This is a genomic window from Blautia argi (assembly GCF_003287895.1).
Classification (GTDB): domain Bacteria; phylum Bacillota; class Clostridia; order Lachnospirales; family Lachnospiraceae; genus Blautia; species Blautia argi.
In genome coordinates this window covers 2,623,379-2,640,395 of sequence record NZ_CP030280.1, presented here as the reverse complement: position 1 = coordinate 2,640,395, position 17,017 = coordinate 2,623,379, and the positions used below count along the sequence as shown (strand labels likewise).

Sequence of the window (17,017 nt, the reverse complement as noted above, 5' to 3'; positions counted from 1 at the left end):
CACCAGCAACGGCTAGTCCGTGCCGTCGCCTTTCGCTTCGCACGTCGCCGTCCCGTCCTGCCTTGCTTGTGCAAGAGAGCCGATAGTCTGCAAAAAATCATGTCCTTTCGGGACTAAAGGCGTGTAAAACTCACTGATAACGCTTGTTCCCACATCACAGTAGCCACGCCCCTTGATACGCTTCTGGAAAAACTGCTTTTTCACATCTGAACCGAACAGCATACCGTAGCCTAATTCGCTGATACGACCAAGCCCCACACGGAAATTGAAGTTATCTCTGATACCGTCCGAGAAATACTTTGCGTCTGGACGCTGGCAGGCAACGATAAGGAAATAACCTGCTTGTCGTCCTAACATAACGATTTTCTTTAACTGGCTAAGTAAGCCCACGCTTTCTTTCGTTCCCAGCATTTCAAAAAACGCCACATATTCATCAAAGATAAGAAAGCAGGGTGGCAGTCCCAGATAGGCGTAGTTTTCGCCCGTCTTATAGTCTGGGTGTCGCTTCATTTCCTCACTTCGCTGTATCATGCCCTCATAAAAAGCATTGACGCAATCAATCATTTCTTCTTTGGTGTGATACACATTTCCCATAACTGTCCCCAAGTCCGCAAGGTCAGCGTTCTTCGGGTCTAAGATGTAAAGGACAGCGTTGGTATGTAGTAAGGCTTCAATGAGCGTCAGCAGAAAATAGGTTTTACCGCCACCAGTTCCACCAGCAATCAGAGCGTGAGGGAGTGCGTCATATTCCCAGACAAGATTTTTCATCAGTCTAAGACAGCCGTTTTCTGCCCGTACTTCATCAATGGTAATGCGGTTCGCTATCATATCATAAAGCAGGGTATATTCGATATAGCCGTCATGCAGGGTCTTGTCGGTTAGCTCACAATACAAGCCACTTTCCAATTTATCCTCTAACCGTAAAAGCTGGTCTTGATATTTCCCCAGTGTAATTTCACAGCGGATATGAAGCAAGCCTTTTTCCATTTGATAGTAAATCTTTGGAAACCAGACGATTTTTTCCCTTGATCTGCTTTGCAGGTCAGTAAAAAAACCGCTGTCTTGTACGGTATCGGCTTCATACCACTTATTTTCCAGTATCATTCTTGCCAGCTTTTGACGGTGCAGGAGCTTCTTGAAATTGTCATAACAGAAGCGGTAATACAGAAAAGCGACCAATACACAAGCACCAGTCGCTATCAATATGGTTATGAAATTGTAAGGGGAGAGCGTGAAGCCGTTTTCTAACAAGCTGAAATGCTCCCAATCGGTACGCATGAGCTGTTTGCTATTCAGTAGCAGGAGAACCGCCACAAATACAAACAGAAGCGTCCCTATGGAAAAGTGGTAGACAAGGTGCTTGTCGCTGGCTCTGATACGGTGTCCTTTGTTCCAAATCATACGCATAAATAAATCACTCCTTTCTGGGTACTAAAAAAGCAGTCAATCCTAAGACTAACTGCTCACTTTATTATCATTTATTTAAAATCTTCAGAGTCTAACACTTTATATCCAGCCTTAATTAAAGCCTGTGCAAATAGACCTTGACCTTTTATCAATCTTCCCGTAAAACTTCCATCATAAATATTCTTTACTGCACAAGTTGGGCTTCTTGATTGCAGAATAACTAAATCTATTTGCATATTTCTTATTTCATTTAGAGCCAACTGTACTGCATGACGGTATTCATTATCAACAATATTTCCATTTGTGTCCACAACAACACCATTTACTATTTCTGCACTAGGACGTGGTGTAGGCATGTTTGCTAATAACTCTGGACAAATTTCGATAACCTCTTTATCTTTTAAAAACTCGACAACTTTTGTATTAAGATTATTCCCACCGTTGTATTTACAGTTTTTTCCCGTAATACATGAACTCACTAATACTTTCATAATATAAGCACCTCACAATTTATAAGAATTATATCATTCCGCTATATACCCCCACAACACTCAAAAATCATTTAACCCGAAGCCTAACTTCCTTGTATATACGGCTATGAAATTGTAAAACTGAAATTCATCATAATTTCTCCCCTAAAGCAAACTACCTTTTAACCCTTTTTTGAAAACCAATACAGCTCTTTCTGTCCCTAAAAATGACATAGTTATAAGCCGATAACTTTCTTTTTCCATTTCTGATATTTTTTTATTTATTTTATCAGTAACATTTTCAACGGTAATTTCTTCAATCAGTTCTGTTTTATACATCATGCTTCTGCCTCCATAAACTCAAGATTTATCTTATCTCATGTCTATATTATAGCAGTTACATATATCTGCTACAATGAAATTCTAAAGTGTTTGCGTCAATTCTTCGCCTGTCCCTGCGGGGCATGGTTCTATGGATTGACAAGCTCCATTTAATATGATTATTCATATTTTTTTCCAACGATATAGGTTACAACTAACAGTCCTATCAGTAGAATGACTATAGCTGGATATTTTACAGTATCCCATAATGAAACACCGCCAATTAAAAAACTGATATAGCAGATAATAGGGTATAGAATAGCAATCCCCAATGTAAATACTCTAAATACTGTTAATACATATCCCCAGTTTGCATTATTAAAGGATAACCCTGCCATGTGTATTCTAAAAATTCCTTGTGATACAAAATTAACTTTATCTGTATCATAATATGTTGGTAATAATTCTTTTGCAAAAATGCAAAGCCAACTTGCAAACAAAAGCATTAACAAAGATATATACAAACTATCTCCCATTTGTTCTATGGAAATTCCAGAAACGGTTAATAATATTGCTTCTACAATTACCACACCGATTGAGATAAGAAATGCAAATATCCAATTCTTTTTTCGTTGGCGAATTGTATTACGCAAAGATAAGTCTAACGAATTTACAACAAGGTTTTCCACTTCATCACTATTCAGTGTCTTTTCTTCTCTTAATTTTTCTCCTTTCAAGAGTTCTGTCACTGTTATTCCAAGCACATCAGCAATAGGAATAAGTAGTGTAACATTAGGCATACTGTTTCCGGTTTCCCTTAGTTAAAAATATTACTCTTGTTGATTACTCAACTTTTCCAATAAATCGGTAATATATCTCAATTTCCTGTATTCTTTCGTTATCCTCATTCGTTGTTGCTTCATGTATGAGGATTTTTTCTATCATGGCATTTAATAATGGTGCTGTCAGTTCCTTTGGTACGGAATATTCCTTGATTAACTCAATCCACTTTTCAGCACCTATCATATCCTGTTCCATTTTACTTAGTTCTTCTCTTAGGCTTGTTATCTGCTGTTCCAGTTCTATCTGTTCTTTTTGGTACTTGCTGGACAACATCACAAAATTTCGCTCTGTTATCTTCTCACAGGCTCTATCTTCATACATTTTCGCAAATAAACGGTCAATCTCATTTTGTCTGTTCTCGGCTTTCTTCAATGTACTTGCCTTTTTCTTCTTTTCCCGTATTCTCTCTGCATTGCCAGCTTTCTGTATCTTGTTCAATACCTTTTCTTCGTCCTGCTGTACTGCCTTAGCCCAATACTGCAAGCGTTCCAATACGGCTTGATACAGCACATCATAACGAATGTAGTGCATAGAACAATTACCTTTGCCAAACTGCCCGTAGTAACTGCAAGCATAATAACTGTAAGGCGTTTTATTTGTCTTATTCGTTCCAAATCTCATAGACCAACCACAATCCGCACACTTGACAAGCCCTGCAAAAATCGGCGTTGCCTTTTCCTTTGTCTGTCTGCGTCTTGATTTTATCTGCTCCTGCACACGATAGAACACTTCCTTGTCAATAATCGGCTCGTGAGTGTTTTCTACTCGAAACCATTCACTTTCGGGCTTACGCACTTTCTTTTTGCTCTTGAACGATACCGTAGACTGCATATTGTGAACACTGTTTCCGATATAAACCTCACTTTTCAATATCGCCTTGACATGAGCAATCGTCCACTCATAACGCTTACTTTCGGGTTTTCCCTCAAAGATATGTGCAAAAGTACCGTATCTTGTAAAATTTAGCCATGACGCTGTCGGAACTTTTTCTGCTCTTAACTGCTTTGTGATTTTTGCACTTCCGTAACCTTGATAGGCTAGGGAAAAGATTTTTTCAATAATCCATTTTGTTTCATCATCAACCAACAGTTTTCCTTTGATGTCAGGGTGTTTCTTATATCCTAACGGAGCATAAGCACCGTAATGAGCCCCCTCCGCAAACTTTGTCTTAAATGCTGATTTGACTTTACGGCTTGTATCTCTTGCCACCCATTCATTGATGATGTTCTTAAATGGTGCAATCTCACTTTCGCCTTTTTCGCTGTCTACACCGTCATCAATCGCTATGTAGCGGACATTATGACTAGGGAAATACAATTCTGTATATTGTCCTGTCATAATATAATTTCTGCCAAGACGGGAAAGGTCTTTCGTTACAACACAGTTGATTTTTCCTGCCTCTATATCCTCAATCATTCTTTGAAAACTCGGTCTGTCAAAATTTGTTCCCGACCAGCCGTCATCAATATATTCATCAATGACATTCAAATGATGTTCTTTTGCATATAAACGCAACATACTTCTCTGTGTGGTAATGCTGGAACTTTCGCCCTGTAATTCATCATCTCGGCTTAACCTAAGATAAAGTGCAGTATTGTAAATCTGTTGTTTCATTGTCAGTTATCCTCCTTTATAACTAACCCGTGTTTACAATACCTGCTTGCAAGTAAAGTATAACACGGGTACTTTTTGTCATTCAATCTATTTCTTACAACTGCACCGATTTTATGCGATTGTCTGCTTTGCTTTTTCCAGCATGACATCAGTTAGAAGTTCTTCCATTGTTTTGCCCTTTTCGGAAAAATGCTCTTTTACTACAATCTTTGTCTTTCCTCTGTTGCCAATGCCACACTTGCCATTTTTCTTTTGAATTGTTTTTACAGCATTATCAATAACACATACCCCCTTTCTGTAAAATCTTTCTAAGCAATTCAACGGCTTTTGTCATAGCCCACAGGAGTTCCACCTCTGCATAGTTCTTATGTAGCCGTACCCATTGCGTGCGACGCTCTTAATGCTCAAGCTGTGGCTGTACGGGAGTATCATTATCTGACAGTACAGGTCATGGCGATAAAAGAGGACAAATCTTTTACAAGAACACAAATAGGTTTTCGCTCGCTCTTGCAGGGGAAAGGTCGTGGCGTATTTGTTTCAACGGCTAGCTGTCTGTCAAACGTATTGAATTACTTTATTCAGTTGTCAAAGAACGATTGAAAGAAAAAAATCGTCTTTCCTATATATCGCGTTGGAAAAGAGGAGAAACGTAACCAAAATCCAAAACTTTTTCCATTATTAGTACAAATGGAACGGTTCATTTTGGCAATCAACGGTTGATTTTCTCCTTTTTCACTACTATCTGTACAGCAAACGTCCATTTGCTAAGTTTAAATGGAAAAATTTTAACTTCTTTTCATGCACCATATAGGGATAGAAAATGTCATTTTGCTAAGTTGATGATGAAAAAAGAATATTTTCCTTTTCACACCCTAACTACCCAAACCATACCGTTACTGCCAACAATAGAATGAAATATTTTCTTTGCACCATATAGGGAACGGAAACCTTAAATTGTTAAGTTGAGAACAAAGTATTTTCATCTTTTCACATCAACACTCAACTGCTAATGCCTGTTTGAATACAAAATGATGATGTTTTTCCTCTTTTCACAGAAGACTGTCCACTAATCACGAATTTCCGTCATTTTTTCAAAACTTTTTTCTTCTTTCACTTCATATAGGGACAGCAAGCCCCGATTTAATGACCTATTTTCAAAAAAAGTTTAGATTTCCTTTTCTCGCACCATATCTGTACGCAAGTAGCCATTTTGTTGCAGATTTAATAAAAAATTTATTTTTCTTCTTTCACTTCACATAGGGAATGAAAACAGCTCTTTGCTGACTAAATCTGAAATTTTTCAATTACATTAAAAAATACCGTCATTCTCTTGTGGAACAGCGGTATCTATACGTTCTTCTATGGTTGATTTCTCTAATTGTAATAAATGTTTATGCTTGTCTTTTAGTTCTGCCTGCTCAATCATATCTTTCAGTATCGTTGTACGATTTTCTCTGTCTAATGCCTGTACCATTTTTATGGTTGGTGCGACTTGTCTTTGTAGCCAATGCAACGCTTTTTGTAAAGTGTAAGGCTCTGGCTTTGTGGTTAAGCGTATCGGCTCTCTGTTTTCCCCTACAAACCATGCCCAATCATCATTTGTTATCCATTGACTTTTTGGCTTGTCGTCCTCTCTGTCAACAAAGCGGACATAATGATTGATGATAGAAAAAGCGGTGCGTTCAGCGTCCCGATAGGTCAGTAAATCTACAACCGCATAATAGGCTCGTTCGTTCTTCATGCGTATTTCAAAACGGTTCTTAATCTCCGTATCTTCAATTTCTGTGCCATTCTTGACATACTGCTCATAATTTTTCTGATAAGCACACATATATAATTCGCTACTTGTTGAACCGAGATATAAGGTTTCTCCTGTATTCTTTGGTAAATCGCTACCGCATTTTTCTGTACCGCTGTAATCTTTCTGCATACGGAAGTAGGAGATACATTCGCCAGCCTTGTATTTTTCCTTTAACTTTGGAATATCCAATATTCCTGCTTTATCATTGATAGCCAAATCAAGCCGTTTCATCACACCACCAGCCGTCATACAATCCAGCATGAAGTCATACCATGAGCGTTCCTGTGCCAGTAGATAACATTCCATTTGCCGACAGCCTTTGCCTTTCAGTTCCAATAAAACACCTAAATGCTCCTGCATGGAACACATGATATTGATGTCGCCAAGTACATATTTGCTTTCATATCCGTATTTTCCATAATCTTCATAAAGCATGTAATTAGATTTCAGTTGTAATACATCACGGATAATCGCCAATGCGTCCGTAGTAGGAAAGCGGACACGAAAGTAATCAATCAATAAGAATAGTGGTTCTTGCGGATTGAAACGCTCAATCTGTTTTTCTATGATTTCTCTTAATTCGTCATTCAATGGCTGTTTTCCTTTTTCAATGCGGTTGTAATATTCACGGCTGATACCACAGGCAACAGCAAGCCTTGTTTGTGTTACTCCGTATTCCTCACGCTTTTGTCTTAGTTCTTCAATAAAGTTTTTATCATTCATTCTTCAATTCCTCCAATCAAAAAAGGCAACTACCATAATTGATAATTGCCTGTCATTAAAAATCTGTATAGAAAAAGCAGTCAATCCTAAGACTAACTGCTTTGTGTGTATGGATATAAAATTGCTTCTAATCTTGAATAGGTATCCAAATTTCAATAACTGAATTATCACTATTCCAATGAAAACGATAATCGTATTTTTCAAAGTGTAGGATAATATCTTTTATAGGAATATACGATGTACTAGGAATAATTTCTTCATAAATCTTGCCATAAGTTTCATATATTTTATCCATAGCACCAATATGCTCCACAACCAAATATTTATAAGACGGTATTTCTTTATACAGAAAGCCCTCTGGGGTAATGGTTCTTTGGGGAATAGAACAGAAATAATAAAGTTTTCCATTTCTTCTTTCCATAAAAGCATATTTTACCCAATTTCCTGATTGTGAAAGATACGCTTTTTTCAAACTACTGTTAAACTTTCTCCAAAACTGTGTACTAATCTGAATATTCTTTTTTTGATAATTAGTCAGTTCTACTTCCTGCCCAATAACTGCAAATGCGTTTAATTCCTTTATAGAAAAATTTATCATTTTACCTTGTGAGAAGTGATAACGGTATAACTGTACGCATTTACCGTTATAATACAATTATCAATCGTTATATACCAGTTTTTTCCTTTTCTTGTGATTTCCGCATTAGAAAGGCTAATTTTTTCTTTGCACCATTCAATTACATTTTCTACATTCAAAGATAAGTTCTTTTTAATTCTAATAACGCCAAGTTCAGTTGTGTGAAGTCTTCCTAAGTTTTCCAGTAATTCATTTTCCATATTTTGATACCTCATTTTTCAGCAAATTTATTTGTATGTTTTATACCCCAATTATAACATTCTCATATCAGCACTACAATAAAAATAATTAAGCACCAATAATCTTATTGAACATCTCCAACCGTAAATCTTTCACACCATCAGTGATAAACACTGAGCTGACAGCAATTACGACAACTACCATAATTGCCTGCACTTAAATTTCTGCAAAAGAAAACGACAATCAATTTCTTATTTTTTGAAATCAACTGTCTTTCTCATATTTACTATTCAATTTTCATAGTGATATAGGTACAATTTATATCACTACTGTAAAAATGGGGTTTTGCCTTATAAATACAGCGTTTTCCGCTTGTTAGTGTATAGTGTTTCTTGTTTTTTGTGCCCCCCTTGTTAGATAACGGGGGCTTTGAACGGCTCGCAAGCTCGCCGAACCGCCGAAGCGAACCGCCCCCTTGCAAGCATGGCGGAAAAATCTTAAGGATTTTCCCGCCAACGTGGTCGGATCGCTCCGTCGGTTTAACAGCTTTTCTGTTTCTCTCTAGTTATCTACGCATATAAATCAAATCGGTTATTCCGTTATAAGTCTGTGTTTTACAAAGCCTTAACTTTATTTCCCTGTCTATGTTGCCCAAAAGACGAACCCCATTTCCTAACAGAGTAGGAATAACAGAAATGTAATATTTATCAATCATATTTTTGCTTACCAACTGCTGAACAAGATTTGCTCCGCCACAAATCCAAATATCCTTTCCTGCTTCTTGTTTTAGCCGTTCCAATAATAAAACAGGATTTTCACTTGTAAAATGAATTTGTTGGGAAGAATTGCACTCTTTATGTGTTAATACATAAGTTGTAAATTTATTATATACCCATTCTTGCGGAGAAAGTTCAGTAACAACCTGATGAGAAGTATTCCACCCCATTAAGACAGTATCTATATCTTTGGTAAATTCTGTATAAGTGTCGATGTTTTCATTGTCATTTCCATGACCATTTAGCCAAGCTACTCCACCATTACCGTCCGCAATATATCCGTCAAGGCTCATGGCAATAAATAAAACTACTTTTCTCATTTTTTCTCTTTTATAAATACAAACAGGAATTTATTTCTCTTTTTTACTCATAAGGGAACAACTGATTGCTACAAATAAACCCATTAAAATCCATGGAAATGCTGCTCTTATAAAATCACTAACCATACTTTATTCCTCCTTAAATTCCAATTTCCTTAGTTCTACAAACTGAAATTTTTGCCTATGAATGTATCTTGTTCTTTATACGCAAACAGGCTTCTGTGTGCATAATCCAATGTCTTGAAAACGGCATTTGAATTAGTCCACAAATATCTTTATTACACCAATAATCAATCAGCCAAATTGCTTTTTCATTGTCGTTTACTACATTCAACGATTCTAAGTATCCTTTTCTTTCTTTCGGTATTTTTCTTTTCAATTCATCATAAGATAACCGTTCAAGCATTTTCTCAGTGCTTTCCCATACTTCGAAAATATATAAATATAATTCTTCCAGATTAAGCTGTTTTGAAAAGTCTGCAATCTGCTGTTTCATGAGTTCATTTCCTGTTGTAATGATAGGTGAATTGATACGCTCTTGATAATTGCCTGCAAAAAATACTTGTTCATCTTCATTTATCACTGTATGCACAACTATATCTTCAATGCGGAAAATATGCCAAATAGAATAAGCAATCGTCTTACTATGATAACCATCAGCGTTTATGAAGGGGATTGAGTTAAAATCTTCTCTGCATAATTCTTCTTTGAAAGATACTAAGGTTTGTATTAACTGACTTCGTAAAGTAAGTAAAGTATCAATACCCCTCTTATAAGTATCTTTCTTTTTTATTTGTGCCTGCATTGTTTTATTAAGTTCAGACCATTCCTTATTCATATTCAATACTCTCTCAAATTCTGATTTTATCGCCCCATACAAATTATTTCGTAAACAATCGGCGTCAGGACAGAGGAAAAAGCAGACTACATTTAGAATGTATCTGCCCATTCCTCTGGACTGCACACCGATTTTTACCAATTGAACCAAATCGCTGCGCCACAGCCTTGGCAGGCCATCGCGCAGCGATTTGGTTCAACTGGAATTTGTCTTACAACAATTTATATATGCATAAAAAGCAATATATTTATGAAAACACCCTAAATCCAAAATTTACTCAATTCATTTTTTCCTTACATAAAATGTTCTCGTATATTTCACTTCCTCACCAAGTGTTTCCCCTATCAAAACTTCAAAATCATTGATATCAAATTCTGGAAAGAATGTATCTCCATCTTCAATATTTAAATCTACTTCTGTGATATACATTTTATCTACTATTTGCAAAGCTTCCTTAAATAGTCCATATCCACCAGATATGTATACATCTCGTCCTTTAGCCAATAATAATGCATCTTCTAATGATTTAACTGAAACTAAATTATCTCCTTGATACTCTGTTGTGGTGGAAACAACAATATTCATTCTATTAGGCAACGGATGACCGATTTCTTCATAAGACTTTCGCCCCATAATAACCACATTACCCGTTGTTAACTCTCTAAATTGCTTTTGTTCTCCCTTTATTTTCCATGGTATATTACCATTCTTGCCTATAACATTATTCTTTGACCTCGCAACAATCAAACCTATCATCTATTTCATCCTCCATAATATGATGTCGTACCTGTGATTCCATCAAGTGCACCACATCTTAACAAACTCAAAATTATCTCGAACTAACCAGCTCGACAAATTCCTTTTTTGTCTTCATCTGCATTATATCATATTGTTATAAGCATTGCCATTTCTTTTCTGCTTTTGAAAAGTTACTTATCAGCCTATGTTTTGTAAAGGGTGATATTCAGCATTTCTCACGCAACAAGCCCTTGACAAACCATAGACTAATAAGTTTTAAGGTAATCAAGCAGAAATGAAATAGTCTGCTGTTTCACGGCAACAAAAAAGAGATACCAACACACTTATGTAGTATCTCTTAGTCTAGTAGCAATATTCTTTTGTTTGCAAGCAGGTAAACATGGGCTGTTTCTTAATATCTTTTTGTTTGGGAAACACCACGCTCCCATTTACTAACCGTTTTATCGGAAACAAACAGCTTCTCAGCCAATTCCTTTTGTGTCATTTGTTTTTCTTTTCGTATCTCGGCTAAAAATTGTCCGAACTTTTCATTATTGATTTGATACATTTGTTGCCACCTCCTAGGCTTATTTTAACCATTTACGATAAGGTAGGCAATCTACTAACAGGAGAGTCCAGTTATTTCTCTAACCTTTGAGGAGAATTTTTATTTTTTCGGCTGTCCCTGCGGTGCATGGTTCTGTGGATTGCCTGCGTTTTGATTGCTTTTATTCTTCAACATAATATCCTCTGCCTTTACATACCAGTCCACATCTGCACCCGTATAGGTTTTTCGTGATACCGTATCGGCTACTGGATTGACAAGCTCCACGACTGCATTGTACTGAAATTCCCTTAACGGTACTTCTGGCGGTACAGATACGGGGATAATTCCACCGTGTAGACTGCACTTCAAATCATAGATACGCTTTTTAAGCTGGGTACTCGGTGTCCCGTCCTCATTCTGCAAGAACACATCACGCACCGCTGTAAATTTTAATTCTCCAAATGTTTTCTCTTTGTCAATAACAAAACCGTTTGATAATCTCATAAATTCTTCACTCCTTTACTTTTCTTCAACTGCTACAATATCGTTAGCAACTAACACATAATCGGTATGTCCCATATCCCCGATTGCGTAACCTCTGCCGTATAATTTCGGATTGACAAGTTTTACTTTCTGCTCATACTTGAAATGCTTTTCGCCAGCCTGCACGGGAATTTCTATCACAACATTTTCGCCTTTCTGTACGTCAGAATAAAGGTTATAGCTTCGTCTGGCTAAAACCCTGCGGTTATTTTTATCTCTTTCAAAGACTGGCTCGCTTTCGCCTGCAAATTCAAGAGTTCCAAAAGACTGTGCCATATCTGGCACGACATATTTCATTTCCATAGTGTTTTACCTCGTTTCTTTCTATTTTTGATAAGTTTATTGATTGTGATTTCTTATTCTGGCGGTTGGGTAAATACCAGCAATCCCCCAGATAGTAAAGGGTAAAATCAATGCATACGCACCCTTGACTATCTGTGTTCTTGCAGGTAAGTAGCAGACAAGCCAGAATAAGCAAAAGTCTGCCGTTTGACAGCTTCGGCGGAGAGCGTGATTTTTCTTTCATCATACCGTTACCGCCTTATGATTTCTTCATTTTACGGCGTTTATAGAAGAAGATACCTGCCAGCCCAGCACCAGAAGTCACAAGAAGTGCAAGCAGTCCGTAAAGGTTGGTGTTATCGCCCGTTTTGGGACTGTCGCTAGGTCTATTTGGCTTCTCTGGTGTCTGTGGTGTTTCGGGTTTCTCTGGGACTTCTGGCTTTTCCTTAAAAATAATCGTCTGTCCCTCGTCCTCAATGTCCTTATGTTCGGTAACTTTCTTCGGCTCGTCTGGATTGCTCAAATCATATAATTCTTCAAAAGTTACAAGCTGTTTGCCGTCAAGAGAAGTAGCGTCAAAGGTAAAGGCAACTTCCACTTTCATAGTTTCGCTGTCAGCGGTAAACATATAATCACTTTCCACACGCTTTCCATTGATAAGAAGCTCTGCATTTTCTTCTTTCAACATCTGCCAGCCCACAAGTTTGTACTGTGTACCGACTTCTAAGCCCTCTAAGGTTACGGTATCAATGATTGTAACGTCTTTTTCAGCTTCAATCTCTTTGTTGCCGTCCTTATCGGTAGCGGTAGTATGTATCTTGATGATACGCTCTGTGATAAGTACCGTTTGCCCGTCGTCCTCAATGTCCTTATGTTCTGCAACTTTCACGGGTTCGTCTGGATTGCTTAAATCATACAATTCTTCAAAGGTAACAAGGGTTTTGCCACCTAAAGCAGACGCATTGAATGTATAGGAAATTTCCACTTTCATTTCCTCATCATCAGCGACAAAGGTATAATCGTTTTCTACACGTTTCCCGTCAATGATAAGCTCGGCATTTTCTTCTTTTAACATCTGCCAACCTTTCAACTGATACTTTGTACCTTTTGTAAGTCCGTCTAATTTTACAGTATCAACGATTGTAACCTCTTTTCCTGCAAGGATAGTCTTTTCGCCGTCCTTGCTGGTCGCTGTGGTATGGATAGAAATTTCTTTTTCGTATTCATCAGTCAGCGTTCCTAAATCAATCACAAGGTTATTTCTTGATACCACGATTTCAAAAGGTGGGATAAGTTCAAAGCCTTTGTTGCTTTCAGAGCGTAATTCCTCGATGATGTAGGTATCATAAGGTAACGCACCCTTGCTGTCGTCTGGTTCAGAAGTCCCAAACCACACACCGTCCTCGCTGGTCTTGCCTGCGTTGGTATTATGCTTATGTGAAGCCCATTCAGCAGAAGTGGAGAACTGCCCGTTATCATCAGTTACCACTACATGATTTTCGCCCGTCGTCTTGCTTGTGATCCTAAACGGAACATCAGCAAGACGCTTGTGTGTGCCTGCACCGATTTTTACACCCTCAATATCCCCTCGCTTAATCTGATTGTAGATAGAATGGGCTTCGTCGGTTAAGTCCACGATTTTTCCATTTTCTGTGATTGTAAAATCAATCGTTTTTGCACCGTCAGTTAAGTAACCGTCGGGAGCTTCACTTTCAACGATACGGAATTTTCCATAAGGTAAGAGGTCAGCAGAAGTAGAAGCGACACCCTCAATATCTGTACGAATTGTCTTTACCACTTCATTTTTCTTGTATAGCTTTCCCTCAACTAAAACAGAATTATCATTTAAGGAAATGATGTCAAAGGCAGTATCTTTCAAAGTGGCACTTCCTTGTGGCTTTGTATCGCCCGTTTCTAAATCTCGTTTCTGAATTTTGACACCGCCACGGATAACCTTGTCTGATACGGAAAACTGGTTACTTCCAGATAGTACGGCAAGGTCGCCGTCCTCGGTAATCTGTGTTACATATAAGCCCTTAATCTGTTCGGACTTATCGCCAGCCTGCATATATGCACCGTCTAACAAGTAGCCGTTTGGAGCTTTTGTTTCTTCAACGGTTAGTGTCCCAAGTGGAAGAACCGCTTTACCGTCCTGCATATAGAAGCTGTCGCCAGATACCTTGTATGCGTCCGCTAATTTTGTGATGTAGTGGGTTGTCCCGTCGCTGTCTGTTTCAGCGATTGTCTTTGTAACCCATGTACGAGTAGTTTCGGCAGGAAGATTGTCTTTAGTATAGAAGCCTGCATAATACTTCCATGTAAATTCCGCACCTGCTAGAGAAGCGTTCCCTTGCGGATTGTCTTTCTGTGTTTCCATATCAATCTTGAAAAGCTCAATCAAAGTGTCTGTTACTTTCGGTGTATCTGATACTTTCAAGGTAGCTGTCTTTCCAGCTTCAACCTTTAAGGAATATACAGTTTTATCTACTTTATATCCTGCTGGTGCGGATAATTCCTTGATATAGACTGTGCCAGCTTTTACCTCTGCAACATCTGTATTGCCGTTTTCATCAGTCGTAAGGGTGGCAAGCTGTTTCGTGCAGTCCTTATATCAGAAAAGACACCATAGGTTGCACCTGCAATAGAGTAATTCCCGTTACTGTCTGTAATGCTGGTATTACTGGAAGTCTTTTGCAGTTTCGCATTTCCGACATTCAGCTTCGCCCAGAATTGTCCCAATTCCTGCCCCTCGCCAGAGTAGATATAACCGCCACATTCATAGCGTCCTTTATTTTCTTTGACAAAGGCTTTTGCACCAGCGAAAACTTCGTCCTGCGTTGCCTTTGGAATTTCATCATAAGAAGCTCGCACGTTATCACATTGCCAGCCAAGATGTACGCTTAATCTCTGCCAGACTACAAGCTGTCTTAAAAGGTAAGCGTGATTTTTGCCTATTCCGCTGTGGCTGTCTGTGTACTGTTTTACATATTCGATAGATAAGGCAACGTCGCTTATCTGGTCGATACTCATGCGTGAGCTTGCGTCAGCTCTGGTCTTGTAACCATTCTTAAAGTCTGTGTTAATGTCAATACAGTAAGCGTCCTCGCCCTCAACAGTTAAATGTCCCTCATTAAAGGTAGAACCAATCGAACCGTCATTCATTACTTTTTCAACGATACCGACACGCTCGTTTGACTCCGTCCAGTATTGCTTACTTTCTGCATGAACGGGTGTAGTCGGTAAAGCAGTAACGACAGTTGCAAGAGCTAAGAAGCCCGTACACAATCGTTTCCATGTCTTTTTCATAAATCTAATGCTCCTTTCATTTTGGGTAATAAAATAGCCGTCCAATAAGAACGGCTGGAAATAGAAAAGGAACGTCATTTTAGGCGTTCCATAGTCTATAAGTTATTCAATTTTTTCTTGTTTCAATACTGATGTGCTGTACCATATCTTTGCATATCTAGGAAAACTTGCGTATCAAGGCTCATTCGTTAGTAGTAAATAAGTAGTAAATTGATGTGTTTGTTTCCTTGAAAATGCTGATAGATACTGTGTTTTAGCGGATAATCAGATTTTTATTGTGTTTTTAAACTAAAAAAGAGTGTCTGTATCAAAGTCTACGAAGAAAAGCAGGCTGTTGCCTCGTAGGGTTTATGCAGCACTCTTTTTTATGGAAAGAAAACCATTTGCTGTACATTGACAAGGGGAAAAAGAATCCCTACAATGAAAAGAAAGCTTTGATATTGCGAAAAAAGAAAGGAAGGATACAAGATGAGAGATATTTTGGACGTTCATACCCATACCATTGCCAGCGGACATGCTTACAACACCATGCGGGAAATGGCGAAGGCAGCTTCAGAAAAGGGACTGGAACTTTTGGGTATTACAGAACATGCAGTTTCCATGCCGGGAACCTGCGGAGCCTTTTATTTTGAAAATCTGAAGATGGTAGAGAGGACCATGTACGGAATAGAACTTCTCTTAGGTGCAGAGGTGAATATTATGGATTACAGAGGTGCGGTAGATATGGCAGACAGCACGATGAAGAAAATGGATCTTGTTATTGCCAGTCTTCATATTCCCTGTATCACACCTGGAACCAGAGAGGAAAATACAAATGCTTATTTGGAGGCTATGAAAAATCCTTATGTCAATATTATCGGACACCCGGACGACGGCAGATACCCGGTGGATTATCTGGCTCTTGTGCAGGCTGCTAAAGAGCATGGAATTTTACTGGAGGTGAATAATAATTCTTTAGACCCCAGATGTACCAGGCAGGGGGGAGAAGAAAATGTGAGGACTATGCTGAAATACTGTCAGAAGTATAAAGTGCCAGTGGTAGCAAACAGCGATGCACATACAGATACTCTGGTGGGATTTCATAAGTATGCTTTTGAGATTTTTCAGGATATGGAGTTTCCGGATGAATTAATCGTAAACCGAGATGCAGCCGAATTGAAAAAATATGTCAATAAATACAAGAATTTATAAAAATTTTAGAAATATTCCTAAAAATATGGATTTGTATGGTTTACTTTAAGATTTTACTGTGCTAATATATAGGTGAAGAATGTGAGGTATAACTGATAAAGTATTAATGTGGAAAAGAATACTATGGTCGGCAATACCTTTCAGGGGTGCGATTACGAATGTAAGGAGATTATTTATTATGAGTAAAAAAATTCATACAGAAGCAGTAGATTCTCTGTTTGATGCAGTTTTAAGTTTAAAAAACAGAGAAGAATGTTATTTGTTTTTTGAGGATGTATGCACAGTAAATGAAATCTTATCTTTGTCCCAGCGCTTTGAAGTAGCGAAAATGCTGAAGGAAAAGCGAACTTATCTGGAAATTTCCGAAAAGACGGGCGCTTCTACAGCAACCATCAGTCGTGTCAACAGAAGCCTGAACTATGGAAACGATGGCTATGATATGGTATTTGACAGAATCGAAGAAGAAAAATGAAAATAAAA

Annotated in this window: 15 protein-coding genes and 3 pseudogenes; 2 read left to right on the top strand and 16 right to left on the bottom strand. The window is 38.0% G+C overall.

Going from position 1 to position 17,017, the window contains the following annotated elements:
* Positions 1-12: 12 nt before the first annotated feature.
* From DQQ01_RS12840 to DQQ01_RS12760, 16 genes and pseudogenes are all read right to left on the bottom strand, one after another.
* On the bottom strand, positions 13-1,407 hold the full coding sequence (locus DQQ01_RS12840; protein WP_111920360.1) for an FtsK/SpoIIIE domain-containing protein: 1,395 nt from the start codon (positions 1,405-1,407) through the stop codon (positions 13-15).
* A 71-nt stretch (positions 1,408-1,478) separates the two neighbouring features.
* Positions 1,479-1,898, bottom strand: coding sequence for a 2-thiouracil desulfurase family protein (locus DQQ01_RS12835; protein WP_111920359.1), 420 nt, complete (start codon positions 1,896-1,898; stop codon positions 1,479-1,481).
* Between the two features lie 144 nt (positions 1,899-2,042).
* On the bottom strand, positions 2,043-2,219 hold the full coding sequence (locus DQQ01_RS16105) for a hypothetical protein (protein ID WP_165483721.1): 177 nt from the start codon (positions 2,217-2,219) through the stop codon (positions 2,043-2,045).
* A 158-nt stretch (positions 2,220-2,377) separates the two neighbouring features.
* Positions 2,378-2,998, bottom strand: a complete 621-nt coding sequence (locus tag DQQ01_RS12830; RefSeq protein WP_242980384.1) for an XRE family transcriptional regulator — start codon at positions 2,996-2,998, stop codon at positions 2,378-2,380.
* A 43-nt stretch (positions 2,999-3,041) separates the two neighbouring features.
* Positions 3,042-4,655, bottom strand: coding sequence for a recombinase family protein (locus tag DQQ01_RS12825; protein ID WP_002323152.1), 1,614 nt, complete (start codon positions 4,653-4,655; stop codon positions 3,042-3,044).
* Between the two features lie 111 nt (positions 4,656-4,766).
* Positions 4,767-4,976, bottom strand: coding sequence for a hypothetical protein (locus tag DQQ01_RS12820; protein WP_002303258.1), 210 nt, complete (start codon positions 4,974-4,976; stop codon positions 4,767-4,769).
* Between the two features lie 988 nt (positions 4,977-5,964).
* Positions 5,965-7,179 carry an XRE family transcriptional regulator gene (locus tag DQQ01_RS12810; RefSeq protein WP_002323151.1) on the bottom strand — a complete coding sequence of 405 codons (1,215 nt, stop codon included), beginning with the start codon at positions 7,177-7,179 and terminating at the stop codon, positions 5,965-5,967.
* Between the two features lie 127 nt (positions 7,180-7,306).
* Positions 7,307-7,777, bottom strand: a complete 471-nt coding sequence (locus DQQ01_RS12805) for a GyrI-like domain-containing protein (protein WP_002303261.1) — start codon at positions 7,775-7,777, stop codon at positions 7,307-7,309.
* The gene (locus tag DQQ01_RS12800) at positions 7,774-8,016 is read right to left on the bottom strand and encodes a DUF3781 domain-containing protein (protein ID WP_002587847.1); all 243 of its coding nucleotides are present in this window, start codon (positions 8,014-8,016) and stop codon (positions 7,774-7,776) included. The genes DQQ01_RS12805 and DQQ01_RS12800 overlap by 4 nt, the downstream gene beginning before the upstream one ends.
* A gap of 545 nt (positions 8,017-8,561) precedes the next feature.
* Positions 8,562-9,092: a dihydrofolate reductase family protein gene (locus tag DQQ01_RS12795; RefSeq protein WP_002303421.1), complete on the bottom strand. Its 531-nt coding sequence runs from the start codon at positions 9,090-9,092 to the stop codon at positions 8,562-8,564.
* A 181-nt stretch (positions 9,093-9,273) separates the two neighbouring features.
* Complete coding sequence (locus tag DQQ01_RS12790) at positions 9,274-9,930, bottom strand: hypothetical protein (RefSeq protein ID WP_002303420.1); 657 nt, start codon at positions 9,928-9,930, stop codon at positions 9,274-9,276.
* 260 nt (positions 9,931-10,190) lie between these two features.
* A pseudogene (gene dfrF, locus DQQ01_RS12785) lies at positions 10,191-10,686 on the bottom strand (trimethoprim-resistant dihydrofolate reductase DfrF).
* Positions 10,687-11,098: 412 nt separating this feature from the next.
* Positions 11,099-11,236: pseudogene (locus DQQ01_RS12780) on the bottom strand (helix-turn-helix domain-containing protein); the annotation flags it as partial.
* 99 nt (positions 11,237-11,335) lie between these two features.
* Positions 11,336-11,719: a YdcP family protein gene (locus tag DQQ01_RS12775; RefSeq protein ID WP_111920357.1), complete on the bottom strand. Its 384-nt coding sequence runs from the start codon at positions 11,717-11,719 to the stop codon at positions 11,336-11,338.
* A 15-nt stretch (positions 11,720-11,734) separates the two neighbouring features.
* Positions 11,735-12,061: a YdcP family protein gene (locus tag DQQ01_RS12770; RefSeq protein ID WP_111920356.1), complete on the bottom strand. Its 327-nt coding sequence runs from the start codon at positions 12,059-12,061 to the stop codon at positions 11,735-11,737.
* Positions 12,062-12,299: 238 nt separating this feature from the next.
* Positions 12,300-15,346, bottom strand: a pseudogene (locus DQQ01_RS12760) (SrtB-anchored collagen-binding adhesin).
* Between the two features lie 468 nt (positions 15,347-15,814).
* On the opposite strand from DQQ01_RS12760, the gene DQQ01_RS12755 reads away from it, so the two are divergent.
* Positions 15,815-16,537 carry a phosphatase gene (locus DQQ01_RS12755; protein WP_111920354.1) on the top strand — a complete coding sequence of 241 codons (723 nt, stop codon included), beginning with the start codon at positions 15,815-15,817 and terminating at the stop codon, positions 16,535-16,537.
* Positions 16,538-16,715: 178 nt separating this feature from the next.
* The gene (locus DQQ01_RS12750) at positions 16,716-17,009 is read left to right on the top strand and encodes a YerC/YecD family TrpR-related protein (RefSeq protein WP_111920353.1); all 294 of its coding nucleotides are present in this window, start codon (positions 16,716-16,718) and stop codon (positions 17,007-17,009) included.
* Positions 17,010-17,017: the final 8 nt, after the last annotated feature.

Coding starts and splice junctions, on each gene's coding strand:
- DQQ01_RS12775 (WP_111920357.1), bottom strand. CDS start 11,719: ATGAGATTATCAAACGGTTTTGTTATTGACAAAGAGAAAACATTTGGA.
- DQQ01_RS12830 (WP_242980384.1), bottom strand. CDS start 2,998: ATGCCTAATGTTACACTACTTATTCCTATTGCTGATGTGCTTGGAATA.
- DQQ01_RS12750 (WP_111920353.1), top strand. CDS start 16,716: ATGAGTAAAAAAATTCATACAGAAGCAGTAGATTCTCTGTTTGATGCA.
- DQQ01_RS12825 (WP_002323152.1), bottom strand. CDS start 4,655: ATGAAACAACAGATTTACAATACTGCACTTTATCTTAGGTTAAGCCGA.
- DQQ01_RS12790 (WP_002303420.1), bottom strand. CDS start 9,930: ATGAATAAGGAATGGTCTGAACTTAATAAAACAATGCAGGCACAAATA.
- DQQ01_RS12770 (WP_111920356.1), bottom strand. CDS start 12,061: ATGGAAATGAAATATGTCGTGCCAGATATGGCACAGTCTTTTGGAACT.
- DQQ01_RS16105 (WP_165483721.1), bottom strand. CDS start 2,219: ATGATGTATAAAACAGAACTGATTGAAGAAATTACCGTTGAAAATGTT.
- DQQ01_RS12840 (WP_111920360.1), bottom strand. CDS start 1,407: ATGCGTATGATTTGGAACAAAGGACACCGTATCAGAGCCAGCGACAAG.
- DQQ01_RS12755 (WP_111920354.1), top strand. CDS start 15,815: ATGAGAGATATTTTGGACGTTCATACCCATACCATTGCCAGCGGACAT.
- DQQ01_RS12800 (WP_002587847.1), bottom strand. CDS start 8,016: ATGGAAAATGAATTACTGGAAAACTTAGGAAGACTTCACACAACTGAA.
- DQQ01_RS12810 (WP_002323151.1), bottom strand. CDS start 7,179: ATGAATGATAAAAACTTTATTGAAGAACTAAGACAAAAGCGTGAGGAA.
- DQQ01_RS12805 (WP_002303261.1), bottom strand. CDS start 7,777: ATGATAAATTTTTCTATAAAGGAATTAAACGCATTTGCAGTTATTGGG.
- DQQ01_RS12835 (WP_111920359.1), bottom strand. CDS start 1,898: ATGAAAGTATTAGTGAGTTCATGTATTACGGGAAAAAACTGTAAATAC.
- DQQ01_RS12795 (WP_002303421.1), bottom strand. CDS start 9,092: ATGAGAAAAGTAGTTTTATTTATTGCCATGAGCCTTGACGGATATATT.